We start from the raw sequence: 18,919 nt of genomic DNA, 5'->3' as shown, positions 1-18,919 counted from the left end.
GTGCGACAGAGCATGGCGGCAACGCGGCACAGGTCCACTGCCCGCCGCTTCGTGAGATCCGCCTGTCGCTTCATGCGTCGATCGTAGGGACGGACAGGCGGGCATGTCACCGGTGTGTCGAATGATGAGACGCGATCGTCCGCATTGCGGGATCGGAAGCGCCTCGGAGCAGCCGCCGCACGGCATCCGGGGCGGTGTGCGCCGCAAGAGCCCTGGTGGGCGGACCGGGACGTCTCACGCCTTGGACGCCGTTCGGGCGGAGCGTGCCGGATCGGGGGCTGCTACGGCCTCCTACCCGGCCAGCCTGACGTCGGAACCCTTGACTCCGATCTCCACACCGTCCGGTGCGGCGCGCACCGAGTCGAGGGCGATGCCGCCCGGCAACCGGTCGATGACCTGCTGGAAGTCGATGATCGCGCGCAGCCGGTTCTCGGCGATCGCGGCGGCGGCCAGCTTGGGCAGGGATTCCGCCCGGACCTCGATCCGGCCCTTCACGACGGCGACGGAGCTGAGCACGGACACGGTCCGCTCGATCCCGAAGGCGGGGATACGGCCCTCGACGGCGACCTTGATCTTCCCGTTGCCGCCGTCGGAGAGGCCGACGACGCGGGCGGTGATGCCGGGGGCCACCTCGGTCGGCTCCGACTTGGCGGTCTTCATCAGCTCGGCGTAAGGGATCGTCGCGGTGCCGGTCGCGTGGGCGGCGGTGGCGGAGCTGAAGTCACCGGAGAAGGAGACGCCCTTCATGTGGGCCTTCAGATTCTCGATCCGGAGGGTCTGACCGGCCTTGCCGGTGGGGGCCTGGTAGCTGTCGATCCCGACCTCGACGTCGTCCAGCTCGCCGCCGGCGACCTGGGTGAGGAACGGAAAACCGTTGATGGACACGTCGGGCGTCTTCGCCAGCCCCTCGGCGCTGCGCACCCGGTCCGCCGCCTCGCTCTGCGCGAAGTGCACGGCGACCCGGTCCGCGACCACGAACAGCACACCGAGCACCACGACGACGATCAGCAGTATGCGCACCCCGCGCGACATCCGAAGACTCCCCCACCTCGACAACCGACCGAACCCCACGGTAACTCCGGCCAGCAGCAGGCCCGGAGGATTGTCGACCAGCTGTGACAGGGGGTGGGAGTGCGGGCGGGGCGGGCTACGGGCGGGGGGCCGGGGTTGGGGTGGCCAGGCGGGGCCGGGACGTGGGGTGGCCAGGCGGCCTGCGACAGAGGCCGAGGGCCGGGGCGGCCAGGCGGCCGCGGCCTCGAGGGCGGGGGTCCGGCGGCCGACCGCGGGGCTGGGGCCGCCGGGGCAGGTCAGGCGGGCGGGGTCGGCGCGGCCCGGCAGGGATGGCCGGGGTGGCCAGGCGGCCCGGGCTGGCCGGCCGCCAGCCGCCGAGTGGCTCGGACGGCCCGGGCCAAGCGGCCAGCCTGGGGGAGGGAGACAGCCCGGGCTCCGGCCAGGACGGGCAGCTGACGGCCCGGGCCTAGGGCCTGTCGTTTGGATCAGGCCGGCCTCGGGCTGCGGTGCATCTCGGCCGACCCGAGCGGGGTCTGGTGCGTGCAGCTGCAAGGCGGAGGAGGGCGCCAACGCGGTGGGGGTCCCCCCTGCTCGAAGAGCTAGGGGGAGTGCGTGCCAGACCCCGCGACGCCGGGATGATCCAAACGACAGGCCCTAGCGGCTGGCCGAGAGGCAGCGGCCGGGCCAGCACCGCTGGACCGCCGGGGCCGGGGCGGCCGGACGGCCGGCGTCAGAGGCCGAGGGCCGGGGTTGGGGTGGCCAGGCGACCGTGGGCCGGGGTTGGGGTGGCCAGGCGACCGCGGGCCTGGGGCGGGGGCCGGCGGCCGGCGGCCGGGGGCAGGTGCCTTGCGGCCACCGGCCCCAGGTCAGAGCTCAGGGGGGCCGGACGGGAGGTCCGGCCGGTCGGCGGCCGGATCAGCTCGGCCCGCTGGGGGCGCCCCCCGTCCTCCCCCGCCGGGGACCGGTCAGGTCAGGGCTCGGCCCAGGATGTACACCGCCGGGGCCGCTGCTGTCAGGGGGAGGGCGACGCCTGCGGTGAAGTGGACGAAGCGGGACGGGTAGTCGTAGGCGGCGACGCGGTGACCGATCAGGGCACAGGCCGCCGCGGCCGCGCCGAGCAGCGCGCCGCTCGCGCCCATGCCGGTCATCCCGCCCACCGCGATCCCGGCCCCCGCCGCGCCCAGCAGCGCGACGCCCACCGACACCGGCGTGGGCAGCGGCAGCGCGCGGGCCAGGACGGCCACCGCGACGGACGCGGCACCCACCGACACCGCGTCGGCGCCGGCCGCCAGATGCCCCGTGGCCATGATCGCGAGCGCGGCCGAGGCGACGGTGGCCATCAGGCCGTACATCCGCTCGTCCGGGTCCGCGTGCGAGCGCAGCTGCAGCACCAGGGTGAGCAGGACCCACACCCCGAGCGTGCCCAGGATCGCGGCGGGCGCGTGCTCGCGGCCGGCCCCGAGGACGGCTGCGTCGGAGACCAGCGCACCCAGGAAGGCGAGCGCGATGCCCTGCCGGGCGGGCCACATGCCGTTCAGCCGGAACCAGCCCGCGGCCGTGACCGCCTGCAGAGCGATCAACGGCACGAGCAGGGCGTACGACCCGATCGGCGCCGCCACCGCGAGCAGCAGCCCGAGGAGCGCGGTGAGCGCCGCGGGCTGCATGCCGGGGTCGATGATCGGCGACCGGCCCTCGAGGCGGGCCCGCTGGGCGTCGGTGATGCGCGCGTTCCCGGCGACGGTGGCCGGTCCGTAGGCGGGCCCATCGGACGCGGACGCCGGCTCCTCGGGGGCCGCGGCGACCGCCTGCGGCTCAGGCTGAGGCTGAGGCAGGGGCTGCGGCTGGGGTTGCGTGTGGGCGTGCGATTGCGGCTGGGCGTGCGGCTGGGCGTAGGCGTGCGGCTGCGGCTCGGGCTGCGCCTGCGGCGCCCCGTACGGCTCCGCCACCGGCTGCGCGTACCCGGCGTACCCCTGCCCGGCGGCGTCGTACGCCTGCCCCGAGCCGTACCCGTGCCCGGCGCTGTACTCCTGCCCCGCGTCATAGCGCTGCCCGGTGCCGTAACCCTGCCCCGCGCCGTACCCCTGCCCGGTGCCGCCGGTGCCGTAGACCTCGCCGTGCTGCTGCTGGTGGCCGTGCTGCGGCAGATACGCCGTCTGCTCCGCCGCCGGGGCGACCGGCGGCTGGAGCTGGGTCTCCCAGGTCTGGCCCTGCCACTGCTGGGTGTACTGCTGGGCGTCGTCGTAGGACCGCTGGTACTGCTCCGGCCCCGGCCAGCCCTGCTGCGGCTGCGGCTGCGGTGCCTGCGGGTACCGGTCGTCGTATCCCTCGTACGGCTGATCGCTCATCGGCGTGCTCATCCTCCTGCGAACGGCGGGAGCACCTCGACCGTGCCGCCCTCGGTCAGCCGCACCGTCTCGTGCGCGCGCGTGCCGACGGGGTCGCCGTCGAGGAGGAACGAACAGCGCTGCAGCACGCGCGTGAGTTCGCCCGGGTGCCGCTCGCGCACCGCGTCGAGCGCCTCGGCCAGCGTGGTCGCGTCGTACGGCTCCTCGGCGACCCCGGCCGCGGCCTTGGCGGCGGCCCAGTAGCGCACCGTGACCTTTGCCATCTCGTCCCTCAAGTCCTCTGCGGATCCTCTACGGCTGTGAACCCCGCCAGGCTAGCCCGCCCGCGCGAGCGCCCAGCGCGCGATGCGCTCCAGCAGCTCGTCGGCGGCCGCGTTCTCGGCGTGGCCCATGCCGGGCTCCAGCCAGAGCTCGCCGTGCTCACCGGCGGCGTCCGCGAGCATCCGGGGGTGGTCGAGCGGGAAGTACCCGTCCTGGTCGCCGTGCACGATCAGCAGCGGCGTCGGCGCGATCCTCGGCACCGCCTCCACCGGGGACAGCGGCACCGGGTCCCAGTCCCGGTGGTGGATGCGGGTGCGCAGCCCGTAGCGGCCCACCAGCCGCCCCGCCGGCCGTGTCACCAGCCAGTGCAGCCGCCGCATGGGTGCCGTGCCCCGGTAGTACCAGCGGGCCGGCGCGCTGACCGAGACCACGGCGTCCGTGCCGCCGTGCAGCGCCGCGTGCCGCAGCACCACCGAGCCGCCCATGGAGAAGCCGACGGTGACCACGCGCGTGTGCCCGAGCGTCCGCGCCCAGCGGACCGCGGCGTCCAGGTCCAGCACCTCCCGGTCGCCGACGGTCGAACGGCCGCCCGAGCGCCCGTGCCCCCGGAAGGAGAAGGTGACGACGGCCCCGCGGTGCGCGAGGGCGCGCGCCACCCGGCGCACATGCGGCCGGTCCACCTCCCCGGTGAAACCGTGCGCCACGACGAACACCGGGCGTCTCGCGGGCGGCGCCGAGATGTCGGAGACGCCGGTCCCGGGCTCGTACAGCGCGTCGATCGTCACTCCGTCGGACGTACGCAGCAGCGTGCGCGTGGCCGACCGCGGGCCCGTCTCACATTCCGGACGTACGGTGGAACGTGCCACATCACCTGCCGGACCGATGCTCATGTGGGCTATTCTGCTGCGCAGAGGATCCGGGCAACGTAGCCCCCGGGTCCTTTTGTGCTTTCGGAAGCGTTGTATACGAAGCGGCGAACCGCAGGTGAATGCGGGAAACCGCAGGTGTACGAGCCGTCGATCGCATGGGTGGCCCCCCGGGGCCGCCGGCGGATCCCGGCGGGCGCGGGGAGCCGCACCGTACGAGCAGTGCCGTAAACGTCCTCGCAGGGACCGAGGAGGAACCAGACGTTATGGGCGAGCGAACCGTGCACGACGAGACGACGACCCGGGCAGGTGACGCATGAGCGCTCTGCTGCTGCTGACCAACGCCCTCCAGCCGTCGACGGAGGTGCTGCCCGCGCTCGGCCTGCTGCTGCACAACGTGCGGGTGGCTCCGGCGGAGGGACCGGCCCTGGTGGACACCCCGGGCGCCGACGTGATCCTGGTGGACGGGCGGCGCGATCTGCCGCAGGTGCGCAGCCTGTGCCAGCTGCTGCGCTCCACCGGCCCGGGCTGTCCGCTGATCCTGGTGGTGACCGAGGGCGGCCTCGCCGCCGTGACCGCGGACTGGGGCGTCGACGACGTCCTGCTGGACACCGCCGGCCCGGCCGAGGTCGAGGCGCGGCTGCGCCTGGCGATGGGCCGGCAGCAGATCGCGGGCGACGACTCGCCGATGGAGATCCGCAACGGCGATCTCTCGGTGGACGAGGCGACGTACAGCGCCAAACTCAAGGGCCGGGTCCTGGACCTGACCTTCAAGGAGTTCGAGCTGCTCAAGTACCTCGCGCAGCACCCGGGCCGGGTCTTCACCCGGGCCCAGCTGCTGCAGGAGGTCTGGGGCTACGACTACTTCGGCGGCACCCGGACGGTCGACGTCCACGTACGGCGGCTGCGCGCCAAGCTCGGCCCCGAGCACGAGTCGCTGATCGGGACCGTCCGGAACGTCGGTTATCGATTCGTTACGCCCGAGAAGGTCGAGCGCGCCGCCGAGGAGGCCAAGGCGAAAGCCGGGCAGGCAAAGCCGGACACAACGGGCGGCAAAGCCTCCGCGCGCGGCACAGAGGTCTCCGCGGACGCCTGACAGACTTCCCCGGGGCGGCACGGCCCCGGCCCGCGGGGCGTTGCGGTCGCACATCCACGCTTCGATACGCCCTGCCCAGAGCGGGTCTCTCCGCGTAGACTCCGCGCGTGGCCAAGGTGACTCGGGACGACGTGGCACGACTGGCAGGTACTTCCACTGCCGTCGTCAGCTACGTCATCAACAACGGACCCCGGCCGGTCGCCCCGGCCACGCGCGAGCGTGTCCTCGCCGCGATCAAGGAACTGGGGTACCGGCCGGACCGGGTCGCCCAGGCGATGGCGTCCCGCCGTACGGACCTCATAGGCCTGATCATCCCCGACGCCCGCCAGCCCTTCTTCGGCGAGATGGCGCACGCCGTCGAGTGGGCGGCCGCCGAGCGCGGAAAGATGGTCCTGGTCGGCAACACCGACTACGTCGGCGAACGCGAGGTCCACTATCTGCGCGCGTTCCTCGGCATGCGGGTCTCCGGGCTGATCCTGGTCAGCCACGCGCTGAACGACCTGGCCGCCGCCGAGATCGAGGCCTGGGACGCGCGCGTGGTGCTGATGCACGAACGCCCCGAGGCCATCGACGACGTCGCCGTCACCACCGACGACCTCGGCGGCGCCCAGCTCGCCGTCCGCCACCTGCTGGACCACGGCTACGAGTACGTCGCCTGCATGGGCGGCACCGCCGACACCCCGGCCGTCGGCGACCCGGTCTCCGACCACGTCGAGGGCTGGCGCCGGGCCATGGCCGACGCCGGCCTGCCGACCCAGGGGCGCCTGTTCGAGGCGCCGTACAACCGTTACGACGCCTATCGCGTCGCCCTGGAGTTCCTCTCCCGGCCCGACCGGCCGCCCGCGGTCTTCTGCTCCACCGACGACCAGGCGATCGGCCTGCTGCGGGCGGCGCGCGAACTGCGCATCGACGTGCCCGGCGAGCTGGCCGTGGCCGGCTTCGACGACATCAAGGAGGCGGCGCTGGCGGACCCGCCGCTGACCACGATCGCCTCGGACCGCTCGGCGATGGCCCGCGCGGCCGTCGACCTGGTCCTGGACGACGGACTGCGGGTGGCCGGCTCACGCCGGGAACGGCTGAAGGTCTTTCCGTCACGGCTGGTGGTGCGCAGGTCGTGCGGCTGCGCATGACGCGTACGCGTCGGACTCGGGCGTGTGGGACGCGGGCGGGTGGGACGCGGGCGTGTGGGACGCGGTGCGCGTCCGGCGTGGGCGCATGAGACGTGGCTGAGAGCCTCCCGCGAACGGCGTGAAGCGGCTTTATATCGGGCATACGAGGTTCTGCCGGGCTTCTCAGACAGCCCTCAGAAAGCTTTCATGATCCCGCGGAACTCTGTATGACATGACCGAGAGCATCCGCCGCGACGGCGAGTACGAGAACCCCCACGGGGGCGCTCACCAGGGCGCTCACCCGAGCCCCTACGAGGACGCTCACCTCCACGAGGGCGCTCCTCCGCAGGCTCAGCCGCATGCTCCCTCCGCCGTGAACCCGGAGTGGCCGCCTCCGCCGCCCTACCGGCCGACGGTGACGCCGGGTACGGCGGACACGGCGGGCACGGCGGGCACGGTGCCCGGACCGGGCATCCCGGGCGCCCCGGTCCCGCCGATGCCTCCGTACGGATCCGTCGCGGCGGGGCCCGCCCCGGCCCCCGGGCGGCGCCGGCGCGGCCCGGTCGCGCTGCTCGCCGCCGTCGCGATCGTCGCGGCGGCCGTCGGCGGCGCCACGGCGTACGGCGTCCAGGAGCTGACCGGCAAGGACACCACCGCCAGCTCGACCGCCACGAACGTGGTGCCCTCCAGCAAGCGGGGCGACATCGCGGCGATCGCGTCGGCCGTCAGCCCGAGCATCGTCGAGATCAACGCGACCTCGAACGCCGGGCGGTCCACCGGCTCCGGTGTGATCATCACGTCGAACGGCGAGATAGTCACCAACAACCACGTCGTCTCCGGCGCCTCCTCCATCAAGGTACGCACCAGCGACGGCAAGCAGTACACCGCGCAGGTCGTCGGCACCGACAGCAAGAAGGACCTCGCCCTGATCAAGCTGCAGGGCGCGGCCGGGCTGAAGGCCGCCTCCCTCGGCGACTCCTCCCGCCTCCAGGTCGGTGACACGGTCGTGGCGATCGGCTCCCCCGAGGGCCTGACCGGCACGGTGACCAGCGGCATCGTCTCCGCGCTCAACCGTGACGTGACGGTGCCCACCGAGGAGGGGCAGCAGCAGCCGGACGGCGGCTGGCCGTTCGAGTTCGGCGGCCGGCAGTTCAACGGCGACACCGGCTCCTCCACCACGACGTACAAGGCGATCCAGACGGACGCCTCGCTCAACCCCGGCAACTCCGGGGGCGCCCTGATCGACATGAACGGGAACATCGTGGGCATCAACTCCGCGATGTTCTCGGCCGCCGGCTCGTCCTCCTCGTCCTCGGACGCGGGCAGCGTCGGCCTGGGCTTCGCCATCCCCGTCAACACCGTCAAGGCCGACCTGGCCAAGCTGCGGGCGGGCGCGAACGACTGAACCACCGCGCCCGTTCCCTGAGAAACAGGGAGTACGACATGATCCAGCACGCTTCCCCCACCGCCTCCCTCGTCGGCCCGGCCGGCCCCACCCACGCCGAGCGCCTGGCACACGCCCTGACCGCCCCGGCCACCGCCCGGAAGACCGCGAGGGCCATGGAAGCCGCGCAGTCCGCGAAGACCGCGAGGGCCGTGGATGCCGCGCCGTCCGCGAAGACCGCGGCGCCGGCGAAGGCACCGGTGCCCGCGATCGCCGTCCCCCACCTGATGGGCCTGCGCATCGGCGCGGACCGCCCCCACCGCCACAAGGTGCCGCTGCGCCGGCTGACGGCGGTGACCTGCTGAGCGGTGTCGTGTCCCGGCACGCCACCGGCATGCGAGGCTGATACCGCCGGGAAACCCGACCCACCGCACCCGAGGACACCGCGACCGATGAGCCCCGCCGACGGCGACCGTGACCCCCAGCGCATCCTGATCGTCGACGACGAACCGGCGGTGCGCGAAGCACTCCAGCGCAGCCTCGCCTTCGAGGGATACGGCACCGAGGTCGCCGTCGACGGCGCGGACGCCCTGCAGAAGGCCACCGCCTACCGGCCCGACCTGATCGTCCTGGACATCCAGATGCCCCGGATGGACGGCCTGACCGCCGCCCGCCGTATCCGCGGCACCGGCGACACCACGCCCATCCTGATGCTGACGGCCCGCGACACGGTCGGCGACCGCGTCACCGGACTCGACGCGGGCGCCGACGACTACCTGGTCAAACCCTTCGAGCTGGACGAGCTGTTCGCCCGCATCCGCGCCCTGCTGCGCCGCAGCTCCTACGCGGCGGCCGTGGGCGCGGGCGACCCGGCCGACGAGGACGCGCTCACCTTCGCCGACCTGCGCATGGACCTCGCCACCCGCGAGGTCACGCGCGGCGGGCGGGCCGTGGAGCTGACCCGCACGGAGTTCACCCTGCTGGAGATGTTCATGGCACACCCGCGCCAGGTGCTCACCCGCGAGCAGATCCTTAAGGCGGTGTGGGGCTTCGACTTCGAGCCGTCGTCGAACTCCCTCGACGTGTACGTCATGTACCTGCGCCGCAAGACGGAGGCCGGCGGCGAGCCCCGGCTCGTCCACACCGTGCGCGGCGTCGGCTACGTCCTGCGACAGGGCGGCGCGGAGTGAGCGGCCCACTGCGCCGCTTCCGCACGCTGCCGATCCGCACACGGCTGTCCCTGCTGGTGGCGGCGGCGGTGGCGTTCGCGGTGGCGGCGGTGTCCTTGTCGTGCTGGTTCCTGGTGCGCGGCCAGCTCTTCGACCAGCTGGACCAGGAGCTGCGCAGCGAACAGGTCCAGAGCGGTCTGCTGCAGAGCATGCTGCGCAACTGCCAGCTGCCCGAGCCGCAGAAGATCCCGCAGCCCCCCAACTCCCCCATCGTCACGATCCTCTACTCGGACGGCTCGACGTGCCTCAACCCGGCCAACGACACCGTTCGCGTCGAATCGTCCGACGTCGCCGTGGCGGACGGCCTCCGGCGCAACTCGCTGCACACCTCCGGGACCACTGACGGCACCCCCGTACGCGTCTACACCGTTCCGGTGGTCGAACGCGCCACCGGCCAGGTGCAGACCGGCATCGCCGTGTCCATCGCCAAGCCCCTCTCGGAGGTCACCCGGCCCCTTTCCTCACTGGCCTGGGTCCTCCTCCTCGTCTCCGGCATCGGCGTGCTCGGCGCGGGCGCGGCCGGGCTCGCCGTCGCGCGGGCCGGCCTGCGCCCCGTCGACAAGCTCACCGAGGCCGTCGAACACGTCGCCCGTACCGAGGACCTCACCGTCCGCATCCCCGTGGAGGACGACAGCGACGACGAGATCGCCCGGCTGTCCCGCTCCTTCAACTCCATGACCTCCGCCCTGGCCAGCTCCCACGACCTGCAGCAGCAGCTGATCGCGGACGCCGGCCACGAACTGCGCACGCCCCTGACGTCGCTGCGCACGAACATCGAGCTGCTCTCCCGCAGCGAGGAGACCGGCCGCCCGCTGCCCGAGGCGGACCGCAAGGCGCTGCTCGCGTCGGTGAAGGCGCAGATGACGGAGCTGGCCTCGCTGATCGGCGACCTGCAGGAACTCTCCCGCGCCGACAACCAGCGCGGCGAACGCATCCAGGTCGTCTCCTTGGAGGACGCCGTCGAGTCGGCGCTGCGCCGCGCCCGCCTGCGCGGCCCGGAACTGACGATCACCGCGCACCTCGAGCCCTGGTACGTCCGCGCGGAACCGGCTGCGCTGGAGCGGGCGGTGGTCAACATCCTGGACAACGCGGTGAAGTTCAGCCCCGGCTCCGGCACGGTCGAGGTCCGCCTCACCGACGGCGTGCTGACCGTGCGCGACCACGGCCCCGGCATCGCGGAGGACGAACTCCCGCACGTCTTCGACCGTTTCTGGCGCTCCCCGTCGGCCCGCGCACTGCCGGGCTCGGGCCTGGGCCTGTCCATCGTGGCGCGCACTGTGCGCCAGGCGGGCGGCCAGGTGACACTGGGCCGCGCGGAGGGCGGCGGCACGGTGGCAACGGTCCGCCTACCGGGAGCACCGACCCCACCACCGGACACGCCGGTGGCGTAGGGCGCCTTCCCGGCCCGGAGGAGACAGCGGACCGGCTGGGCGACGCGGACACCTGCGGCGCCCTGCGGTCGTGCAGCCGCCGCACGGCCTCACGCGTCGAGCAGGCTGCCCGGCAGGTCGATCCGCGTCGTGCGGCCCGTGGTGAGATCGACCCGGGTCACCGTCTTCTCGTCGTAGGGCAGCCGGCCGGCCGGAGTGCGGGTGAGGGCGAGGGAGGCCGGGTGGTCCGGGACGCGGCCCCGGTGGGAAAGGCGGAGGAGCCTTTCCAGTCGTCGCCGAGCGTGACACCGCCGGGCCTGGAGCACGCGGCTGCCCCGCACACCGCCGCGATCAGGATCACAAAGAGTGACCGGGGCGACAGGTGCACCCTGCGGGGCGAGCGTCCTTGCCGTGCTGGCGGGAACCCGTCCGGGCCCGGCCGCTCCGTGCGCTGTGTGTACGGAGCGGCCGGGCCCGGGGGCTCGGTTGTTCTGCGGTGGCGCTACTGCGTGATCGTGATCCGGTTCGCCGTCGGCGGTGTGAGCGGGCTCGTCGCCGAGGAGTTTGCCGTCAGGTATTGCACCAGGGCCGCCAGGTCGTCCGTGCCGACCACGTCGTTCGTGCCCTGGCCCAGCGTCGGGAAGCCGTCGCCGCCGCCCGCGAGGAAGCTGTTCGTCGCGACACGGTAGGTGGCCGCCGGGTCGACCGGCTTGCCGTTCAGCCGGATGGAGTCCGTGACCACGCGGTCCGCGCCGGTCTTCGTCATGTCCAGCGTGTACGTCAGACCCGCCGACGGCTGCAGGATCTTCGGCGCGGCCTGGTTCGGGCCGGACACCTGCTCCTTCAGCACCTGGATCAGCTGCGCGCCGGTGAAGTCCTGCAGATTGACCGTGTTGGCGAACGGCTGGACCGTGAAGCCCTCCGCATACGTCACCACGCCGTCGCCCTCGGCCGCCTTGGCCGCGTACGTCAGGCCCGCGCGGACCCCGCCGGGGTTCATCAGCGCCAGCGACGTGTTCGCGTCCAGCTGCTTGCCGTACGCCAGTTGAGCGTCGGCGATGAGGTCACCCATCGGGGACTCGGTGCCGGTGTTCGGCACGTCGGCGGAGATGTAGCCGATGGGGCGGTTGCCGATGGGCGCGGCCAGGGCGTTCCACTTGCCGATCAGTTCGGTCATGTCCGCCGCCTTGGGGACGTCCCGGCTGACCACGTGGTTCGCCGACTTCACGGCCGTACGCGCGATGTCGCCCGTCCGCCGGTCGTACGTCAGCGTCGTGTCCGTGTACAGGCGGCCGAAGGAGGACGCCGAGGTGACCATGCGCGGCTTGCCCGACGGATCGGGGATCGTGCACACGTACGCGTTGTGCGTGTGCCCGGTGACCAGGGCGTCGACGGCCGGGGTGACGTTCTTGGCGATGTCGACGATCGGGCCGGAGATACCGCCACCGGCGCCCGGGGAGTCGCAGTCGTAGTTGTACGACCCCGACGCCGGGTAGCCGCCCTCGTGGATCAGGGCGACGATCGACTGCACGCCCTGGCGCTGCAGCACCTTCGCGTACTTGTTGATCGTCTCGACCTCGTCCTTGAAGGTCAGGCCCTTGACGCCGTCGGCGGAGACGATGCCCGGGGTGCCCTTCAGGGTGACCCCGATGAAACCGATCTTCACGCCCTTCTTCTGCCACACCCAGTACGGCTTCAGGATCGGCTTGCCGGTCTTCTCGTCGAGGACGTTCGCGGCCAGGTACGGGAAGTCCGCGCCCTGGAAGCCCTCGTCGGTGTAGCAGCCGTCCTTGGGGTGGCAGCCGCCGTTCTGCAGGCGGGCCAGTTCCTGCGCGCCCTCGTCGAACTCGTGGTTGCCGACGCTGGTCACGTCCAGCTTCAGCTTGTTCAGCGCCTCGATGGTCGGCTCGTCGTGGAACAGGCCGGAGATCAGCGGCGAGGCGCCCACCATGTCACCGCCCGCCGCGGTGATGGAGTACGGGTGCCCCTGGCGCGCGTCACGCAGGTGCGTGGCCAGGTACTCCACGCCGCCCGCGTCGATCGTCTTCGTCGTGCCGTCGCTCTGCAGCTCGGTGACGCGGCCGGAGGAGCCGGACGGCGGTTCGAGGTTGCCGTGCAGGTCGTTGAAGGACAGCAGCTGCACGTCCTGGTAGCGGCCCGGGGCCGGCGTGTGGTGGCCGCCCGGGTCGTGGTGACCGCCCGTGGTCGCGGACGCGGGCAGCGCCGCGGCCAGCGCGCCGGCCGTGGCGAGCGCCGCGGCGGCCGCCAGCAGCCGGCGGGTGCGGCGTCTTGCGGGGTGGTTCGGCTGGTTGGTGGTTGGCATACGCCCCCCTGTGGTGTGCGGTGACGACGTGACCCGGCGGATCCGGTGCGGCAGTGGCCACGCCCGGGCGCAGCCTAGGGTCAACGCGCGTAGCGCGACAGGGGGTTCGGGGTTACATCCTGGTTTCCCTTTGCCCTCGCCTTTGTCCCCACTTTGCGGGCCGCGCCCCTTACCCTCGTACGCATGACCAGCGACGACATCGCACGGCTTCCCGGCGCCCGATCCATCGAGACCCTCGCCGCGCTCTCCGAGGAGCAGACCGAGGCGGTCCTCGCCCTGCTCGCGGAGGCCGCCCGCTCGGACGGCCAGCAGGCGGTGTCCGAGCAGGGCCGGCTCCAGCTGCGCGACGGCGAACGCGAGGGCGTCTCCCATCTGCTGCTGACCGTGGACGGCGAACTCATCGGCTACGCCCAGCTGGAGGACACCGACCCGGTGGAGGCGCCGGCGGCCGAACTGGTCGTGCACCCCGCCCACCGCGGCCACGGCCACGGACGGGCGCTCGGCTCCGCCCTGCTCGCCGCGTCCGGCAAGCGGCTGCGGGTGTGGGCGCACGGCGGGCACTCCGCCGCCCGGCACCTCGCGCAGGTCCTCGGGCTGACCCTGTTCCGCGAGCTGCGCCAGATGCGGCGCCCGCTGACCGGCCTGGACCTGCCCGACCCGGTGCTGCCCGAGGGCGTGACCGTGCGTACCTTCGTGCCCGGCCAGGACGACGCCGCCTGGCTCGCCGTCAACGCCGCCGCCTTCGCCCACCACCCCGAGCAGGGCTCCCTCACCCAGCGGGACCTCGACGCCCGCCAGGCAGAGGCCTGGTTCGACCCGGCCGGCTTCTTCCTGGCCGAGCGGGAGCCGGCGGGTACGGCCGGAGCGGGGGGTGCCACGGGGGGTACCGGGGGTGGTGCCGGGGGGCGTGCACTCGTCGGCTTCCACTGGACGAAGGTCCACGCCGAGGAACAGCTCGGTGAGATCTACGTCCTCGGCGTCGCCCCCGGCAACCAGGGCGGCGGCCTCGGCAAGGCGCTCACGATCATCGGCCTGCGGCATCTGGCAGCCCAGGGCCTGCCGACCGCCATGCTGTACGTCGACGCCGACAACAAGGCTGCCGTGTCCGTCTACGAGCGGATGGGCTTCACCACGTACGAGACGGACCTGATGTACCGCACGGAGACCTGACGGCGGCTCGGCCCGCGGGGTCGTCAGAGGAGGACGGTCCCGGCGTTCTGGGCTGCTGGTGAGGCTGGTCGGGTCGGGGAGGCGGGGTTTCAGGTGCTTACCGGCGGGGCCCTCTCAGGCATCCGCCGGGCGCGATCGCGTTCGGGCGCGGTGCAAGGGCTCCGGTATGGACAGCGCCCAGGTCGCCACCGTCACCGCGAGCAGCGCTGCCCAGCGGTCGTGGGCGTCGGTCCAGTGCGGGCTGGTCTGTGCGACGAACAGCCCCCAGTGGTCCGGCAGCAGCGTGGCGAGCACGGTCAGCGACAGCACTCCCAGCGCCGCCGCCCGCCCGGGCTCCGGTTCGGGGCTGCGGCGGACGCCGGCCGCCGCGAGGGCGAGGGCCAGCATGGCCAGGGTGACGGCTTCCAGGGTGGTCTCCCCCAGCGGGGGACGCGCGCCGGACGGGGTGAGCAGCAGGGCAGCCGCCCACCACAGCGCCGTGAGCGGGGCGATCAGCGTCAGCCGCAGGCAGGCCCGCAGCGCCCGCCCCGTGGGCACGGTCTCCGTCGTACGCCGGGCCGGGTCGTCCAGGAGGAACGCCAGGCCGAGTGCGAGGCACACCGCGGCCACGCGCAGGATCGTCAGGCTCAGCCACGGGGCGGCGGGCCCGCCGGACAGCAGGCGGGAGCAGGCGACCGTGACCAGTCCGAGCGCAGCGCCCCCGACGAGCGGGGCCCGTGGCAGGGTCCGGGCGGTGGCCGCGAGGAGGGTGCCGAGGGCGACAGCCCGCCTGCCGAACGGGGCCCTTGGACTCTCAGGAGAGGCGCTCTCAGAAGGGGCGGTCTCAGAAGGAACGCTCTCATGAGTCACAGGAGTCACCGTCCTCCCCCTTGGCCTGGGCCGGGGCTGCCACGCCCAGGAGTGCGGCGACCCGCGTCAGCGGGGTCCTCGGCGAGGTCAGCTCCGCCCAGTGCGCCTTGACGGCGGCCGTGACCTGCGCGCGGGGCTTCTCCAGCAGTTCGCGGACGACGTCGGTCTGTGCGCTGGTCATGGACACCGGGTCGGTGGGGCTGAGGGCGATGGCGGGGCCGGTCACGGTGTCGTCGAGCCGGACGTCGCGCAGCGCGGTCATCGGGTCCGGCTGGGCGGCCAGCGCCAGCCACATCACGGTCACCGCGCGGGCGTCGCACATGCCGCTCGCGGCCTTCTCGTCCCCGGCCACCAGCACCGAGGCGACTCCCACGGCGAACTCGGGGACGCGGTTGCCTCCCCAGCGCGTGCCGACGGTCACCTGGCCGGGTCCGGTCAGCGGGGCCAGCGCGGAGTCCGACGTCAGCCCGTAGCGCGCCTCGATCCGCTGGCGGACCGTCAGTCTGCGGTGGAGCGCCGCTCCCCCGGCCAGTTGCTGGATCCGGTCGGTCTCGCCGGCCCAGTCGGCGGTGCGGCCGGTCCACTCCGGGAAGGCGCAGTACACGTTCGTGCCGCGCGGGATGCATCGCTGCATCTGCTCGGGGTGGACCGAGGCCGTCGTACGGGCCGCGAGGACCTCGTGGCCGGTGCCGGTGGACTGGCCGGCGACGCCCGCGCCCGTGGCGGCGACGGCCAGGGCGGTGAGCGCGCCCAGCGACCGGCTGCGCAGTCCGCTGCGCAGCAGCGCGCCGCACAGCAGCAGCACCGTCAGCCCGAGCAGATACAGCGCGTGCCAGCCGGCCGGGCGTCCGAGCAGGTCGGAGGGGACCGGCTTGCCGCCGCTCTCGTCGACGACCGGGGACAGCCAGTTGACCCAGTCGGGGTCCGAACCGTCCGCCGCGACGGCGATGAGGGTCACCAGCACGTACAGGCCGATGACGAACAGCGGGGCGGGGAAGGAGGAGCGCACCAGCCGGGCGAGCAGCACGCCGAGCACCCCGGCGAGCAGCACTGCCAGTGGGCCGACCGCCAGCTCGGCGAGCGAGCCGTGCCCGACCGCGCCGGGCCGCAGGGCCGCCACCGTGAACTCGGCGGTGACGACGAGGGCGACGACGGCCGCGATCGGTACGACGGACAGGGCGTGGGCGAGGGTGCGCTGCCACGGCGGAACGGGCAGCACGGCGAAGTGCCGGTCGGTTCCGTGCCGGTGGGAGCGCAGCGTGGCCCGGTTGACGCACAGGAACACGGCGATGGCGACCAGCAGCGGGCCGGTCTGGGTGGCGCGGTCGACGTCCTGGAGGACCGGGTAGTCGTCCATGCCGTCGCGGCCGGCGAACAACTGCCAGAGTGTGTAGCCGGTGTACAGCAGCAGGAAGACGAACACCGGGATGTACAGCAGCAGTTCGCGCGCCTCGAAGCGGGCCAGGGCGAGCGCGGTCCTCCAGGGGCGGGCGGTGCGCTCGTCTTCGGTGACGGCGGGCGCCGGCGGGGTGATCGTCGCGCTCATGCCGCCACCTCCGTGGCCCGGTCGTCGAGGGTGAGCAGGTAGCCGTCCTCCAAGGTGGGCTCCAGCAGGTCGGCGCCTTCGGGCGGGTCCCCGATGTTGCGGTAGCTGCCGGTGCCGGTGCGCCAGCCGGCACGGGCGCCGGGATCCCGGTCGGCGCTGCTCCACACGCGGCCTGCTGCCCGTGCGGTCAGCTCGGCGGGGCTGCCCTCGAAGCGGACGCGTCCGCCGGTCAGGACGATCACCCGGTGGCACAGCATCGCCACGTCCTCGGTCTGGTGGGTGGACAGCAGCACCGTGCGCCCTTCGCCGGCCTGGGCGATCAGCTCACGGAAGCGCATGCGCTGCTCCGGGTCGAGGCCGACGGTCGGCTCGTCCAGCACCAGGAAGCCGGGGTCGCCGACGAGGGCGGCGGCCAGGGCGACCCGCTGCCGCATCCCTCCGGACAGCCGCTTCATGCGCCGGCCGCGTACATCGGACAGGTCGACGGCGTCGAGGACCCGGCGCACCTCGCGGTGGCGGGCGCTGCGGTCGGTGAGCTCCTTGAGGATCGCCACGTAGTCGACGAACTCGAAGGCCGTGAAGTCCGGGTGGAAGCCGGGGTTCTGCGGCAGGTAGCCCAGCCGGCGGCGCAGTCTCTGCCGGCCGGCGGCCGTGGCCGGGTCGTGGCCGAGGGCGGTGAAGGAACCCCGGTCGGCGGGGACCGCGGTGGCCAGGACCCGCAGCAGGGTGGTCTTGCCGGCGCCGTTGGGGCCGAGCAGCCCGGTGACGCCGGGGGCGAGACCGAGTGAGACATCGTCGAGGGCGCGCGTGCCGCCGTAGCGGAGGGTCAGCCCCGAGGCGGAGACGGTGGTGGTCATGCGGCACTCCCGTAGGTGGTGAACGGCGCGTGCGCCGAGGTCGTGTCGAAGCGGTCGCGCAGCCGCACCAGCAGCCAGCCGGCCGCGGCGGCGACCAGGGCGGCGGCGAGCTGCCCGAGGAGGGTGAAGGGGGCGAGCGTCCCGTGGTTGAGCGCTCTGGCCACGGCGAGCACCGCGACCCAGAGCCCGCCGACCGTCACCGGTGCGAGCACCGGCCCGAGGCGCGGGGTCAGGGCGAGCCCGAGGGTGGTCAGGGCGAGCGCGGGCAGCAGCCAGGTCAGCGCGCGCAGTCCGTACTCCGGCAGGGCGAGCGTGGCCAGGCCGTTGAGCACGAGGCTGCCGGACAGCACGGCGACCGTGCGCAGCATCAGCAGCCGGAAGCCGTGCATCGGGGCGACCACGGCCATCTCGTACGTGGGGTCCAGGACGGGGCCGTAGGACAGGGCGACTGCGGCCAGCGGCAGCAGCGGGGCCAGGGCGAGGAACAGGGCGAGCGAACCGGCGGCGTGCACCATCAGTACGGTCGCCGCCAGCACGAACACCAGCGCCAGCAGCCAGGAGCGGCGCAGGACCGGGGTGGCGGCCAGCAGCCGCGCCGTGTGGTCGGCCACGCCGCACCGCACGAGCAGCCGCTCGCTCGGCCCGGGCCGCGGCGCGTCCAGCTCGGCGTCCAGCCGCGCCCAGCCCTGGTCCAGGGTGACGGGCTCGGTGACGTCCGCGAGCCGGGCGCGGCATTCGGCACACCCCGTGAGGTGTGTGTCCGCCGACCACAGCAGGGGCGGCTCCAGCTCGCCGCGTCCGTAGGCGCGCAGGTCGTCCTCGGCCACATGCCACGTCATGCCAGCGCCTCCCGCAGTTGCTTGCGGGCACGCATCGCCCGCGTCTTGACCGTGCCGGCCGGAATGCCGAGCACGACGGCCGCCTCCCGGGTGCTGAGCCCGTCGATGACCGTGGCCTGCAGCACGGCGCGCAACTCGGGCGACAGCCTTATCAGCGCACCGGCGAGATCCCCGTGCTCCACGCCCGCGAGCACGCGCTCCTCCGCGGACACCTCGTCGCGGTGCCGCAGCCGGGCGAGCGCCTGCCGCAGCCGGCCGCGCGCGCCGTCCCCGCGCAGCGCGTCCACCAGGCGCCGCGCGCCGATGCGCCACAGCCACCCGGCGACGTCGCCCTCTTCGCGATAGCGGGCGCTGCCCCGCCACACCGCGAGGAACGTCTCCTGTACGACGTCATCGACTATCCCGGCGTCGGCGCAGCGGCTGCGCATACGCGCGGTCAGCCACGGCGCGTACCGCCGGTACAGCTCCTCGAAGGCGTGACGGTCCCCGTCTGCCGCGATGGCCCGCAGCAGCTCCCCGTCGCTTCTCGTTTCGCTCACATCTCCTCATCGGACGACCCCCGCCGATCGGTTCACGGAAACCGGCGAGGACTTTCTCGCCTCGCCGGGGTGGGGACCACCAACCGCCGGAGTTGACTTTGCCCCACCCTTCCACCACCCTTTCA

At 73.5% G+C, this 18,919-nt stretch carries 18 protein-coding genes; 7 read left to right on the top strand and 11 right to left on the bottom strand.

Features of this window, described 5'->3' with window-relative positions:
• Positions 1–291: 291 nt before the first annotated feature.
• From ACZ64A_RS20845 to ACZ64A_RS20830, 4 genes are all read right to left on the bottom strand, one after another.
• Positions 292–1,032 (bottom strand): LmeA family phospholipid-binding protein, encoded by a 741-nt coding sequence (locus ACZ64A_RS20845; RefSeq protein ID WP_469811988.1) that lies wholly within the window; start codon positions 1,030–1,032, stop codon positions 292–294.
• Positions 1,033–1,976: 944 nt separating this feature from the next.
• The gene (locus ACZ64A_RS20840) at positions 1,977–3,356 is read right to left on the bottom strand and encodes a hypothetical protein (RefSeq protein WP_469811987.1); all 1,380 of its coding nucleotides are present in this window, start codon (positions 3,354–3,356) and stop codon (positions 1,977–1,979) included.
• Between the two features lie 8 nt (positions 3,357–3,364).
• Positions 3,365–3,619: a MoaD/ThiS family protein gene (locus ACZ64A_RS20835; protein ID WP_469812578.1), complete on the bottom strand. Its 255-nt coding sequence runs from the start codon at positions 3,617–3,619 to the stop codon at positions 3,365–3,367.
• Between the two features lie 51 nt (positions 3,620–3,670).
• On the bottom strand, positions 3,671–4,507 hold the full coding sequence (locus tag ACZ64A_RS20830) for an alpha/beta hydrolase (protein WP_469811985.1): 837 nt from the start codon (positions 4,505–4,507) through the stop codon (positions 3,671–3,673).
• Positions 4,508–4,799: 292 nt separating this feature from the next.
• Between ACZ64A_RS20830 and ACZ64A_RS20825 the strand changes: the two genes are divergently transcribed.
• The 6 genes from ACZ64A_RS20825 to ACZ64A_RS20800 all read left to right on the top strand — a co-directional run bounded on the left by ACZ64A_RS20825 (position 4,800) and on the right by ACZ64A_RS20800 (position 10,692).
• Positions 4,800–5,579, top strand: coding sequence for a response regulator transcription factor (locus ACZ64A_RS20825; RefSeq protein WP_469811984.1), 780 nt, complete (start codon positions 4,800–4,802; stop codon positions 5,577–5,579).
• 107 nt (positions 5,580–5,686) lie between these two features.
• Positions 5,687–6,709 (top strand): LacI family DNA-binding transcriptional regulator, encoded by a 1,023-nt coding sequence (locus ACZ64A_RS20820; RefSeq protein WP_469811983.1) that lies wholly within the window; start codon positions 5,687–5,689, stop codon positions 6,707–6,709.
• Between the two features lie 211 nt (positions 6,710–6,920).
• Positions 6,921–8,093, top strand: coding sequence for a S1C family serine protease (locus ACZ64A_RS20815; protein WP_469811981.1), 1,173 nt, complete (start codon positions 6,921–6,923; stop codon positions 8,091–8,093).
• Positions 8,094–8,131: 38 nt separating this feature from the next.
• Complete coding sequence (locus tag ACZ64A_RS20810; protein WP_469811980.1) at positions 8,132–8,437, top strand: hypothetical protein; 306 nt, start codon at positions 8,132–8,134, stop codon at positions 8,435–8,437.
• Positions 8,438–8,524: 87 nt separating this feature from the next.
• Positions 8,525–9,262, top strand: coding sequence for a response regulator transcription factor (locus tag ACZ64A_RS20805; protein ID WP_361636066.1), 738 nt, complete (start codon positions 8,525–8,527; stop codon positions 9,260–9,262).
• Positions 9,259–10,692, top strand: a complete 1,434-nt coding sequence (locus ACZ64A_RS20800; RefSeq protein WP_469811978.1) for a sensor histidine kinase — start codon at positions 9,259–9,261, stop codon at positions 10,690–10,692. Before ACZ64A_RS20805 ends, ACZ64A_RS20800 begins: the two co-directional genes overlap by 4 nt.
• An 89-nt stretch (positions 10,693–10,781) precedes the next feature.
• Here the strand turns inward: ACZ64A_RS20800 and ACZ64A_RS20795 are convergent, their stop codons facing one another.
• Positions 10,782–11,012 carry a hypothetical protein gene (locus ACZ64A_RS20795; RefSeq protein ID WP_469811977.1) on the bottom strand — a complete coding sequence of 77 codons (231 nt, stop codon included), beginning with the start codon at positions 11,010–11,012 and terminating at the stop codon, positions 10,782–10,784.
• Between the two features lie 161 nt (positions 11,013–11,173).
• Entirely contained in the window at positions 11,174–12,994 is a 1,821-nt protein-coding gene (locus ACZ64A_RS20790; protein WP_469811976.1) for a bifunctional metallophosphatase/5'-nucleotidase, read from the bottom strand.
• Between the two features lie 183 nt (positions 12,995–13,177).
• On the opposite strand from ACZ64A_RS20790, the gene mshD reads away from it, so the two are divergent.
• Positions 13,178–14,164 (top strand): mycothiol synthase, encoded by a 987-nt coding sequence (mshD, locus tag ACZ64A_RS20785; RefSeq protein ID WP_469811975.1) that lies wholly within the window; start codon positions 13,178–13,180, stop codon positions 14,162–14,164.
• A 114-nt stretch (positions 14,165–14,278) separates the two neighbouring features.
• Here the strand turns inward: mshD and ACZ64A_RS20780 are convergent, their stop codons facing one another.
• The 5 genes from ACZ64A_RS20780 to ACZ64A_RS20760 all read right to left on the bottom strand — a co-directional run bounded on the left by ACZ64A_RS20780 (position 14,279) and on the right by ACZ64A_RS20760 (position 18,794).
• Entirely contained in the window at positions 14,279–14,773 is a 495-nt protein-coding gene (locus ACZ64A_RS20780) for an ABC transporter (RefSeq protein ID WP_469811974.1), read from the bottom strand.
• A gap of 229 nt (positions 14,774–15,002) precedes the next feature.
• Positions 15,003–16,559 (bottom strand): ABC transporter permease, encoded by a 1,557-nt coding sequence (locus ACZ64A_RS20775; protein ID WP_469811973.1) that lies wholly within the window; start codon positions 16,557–16,559, stop codon positions 15,003–15,005.
• Positions 16,556–17,416: an ATP-binding cassette domain-containing protein gene (locus ACZ64A_RS20770; protein WP_469811972.1), complete on the bottom strand. Its 861-nt coding sequence runs from the start codon at positions 17,414–17,416 to the stop codon at positions 16,556–16,558. Before ACZ64A_RS20770 ends, ACZ64A_RS20775 begins: the two co-directional genes overlap by 4 nt.
• On the bottom strand, positions 17,413–18,255 hold the full coding sequence (locus ACZ64A_RS20765) for a cupin domain-containing protein (protein ID WP_469811970.1): 843 nt from the start codon (positions 18,253–18,255) through the stop codon (positions 17,413–17,415). Before ACZ64A_RS20765 ends, ACZ64A_RS20770 begins: the two co-directional genes overlap by 4 nt.
• Positions 18,252–18,794, bottom strand: coding sequence for an RNA polymerase sigma factor (locus tag ACZ64A_RS20760; protein WP_469811969.1), 543 nt, complete (start codon positions 18,792–18,794; stop codon positions 18,252–18,254). Before ACZ64A_RS20760 ends, ACZ64A_RS20765 begins: the two co-directional genes overlap by 4 nt.
• Between the last annotated feature and the right edge of the window lie 125 nt (positions 18,795–18,919).

The organism is Streptomyces sp. NPDC104814 (assembly GCF_055583185.1).
Note: the sequence above shows the minus strand (reverse complement) of the source record. Positions and strands in the feature narration are given on the sequence as shown.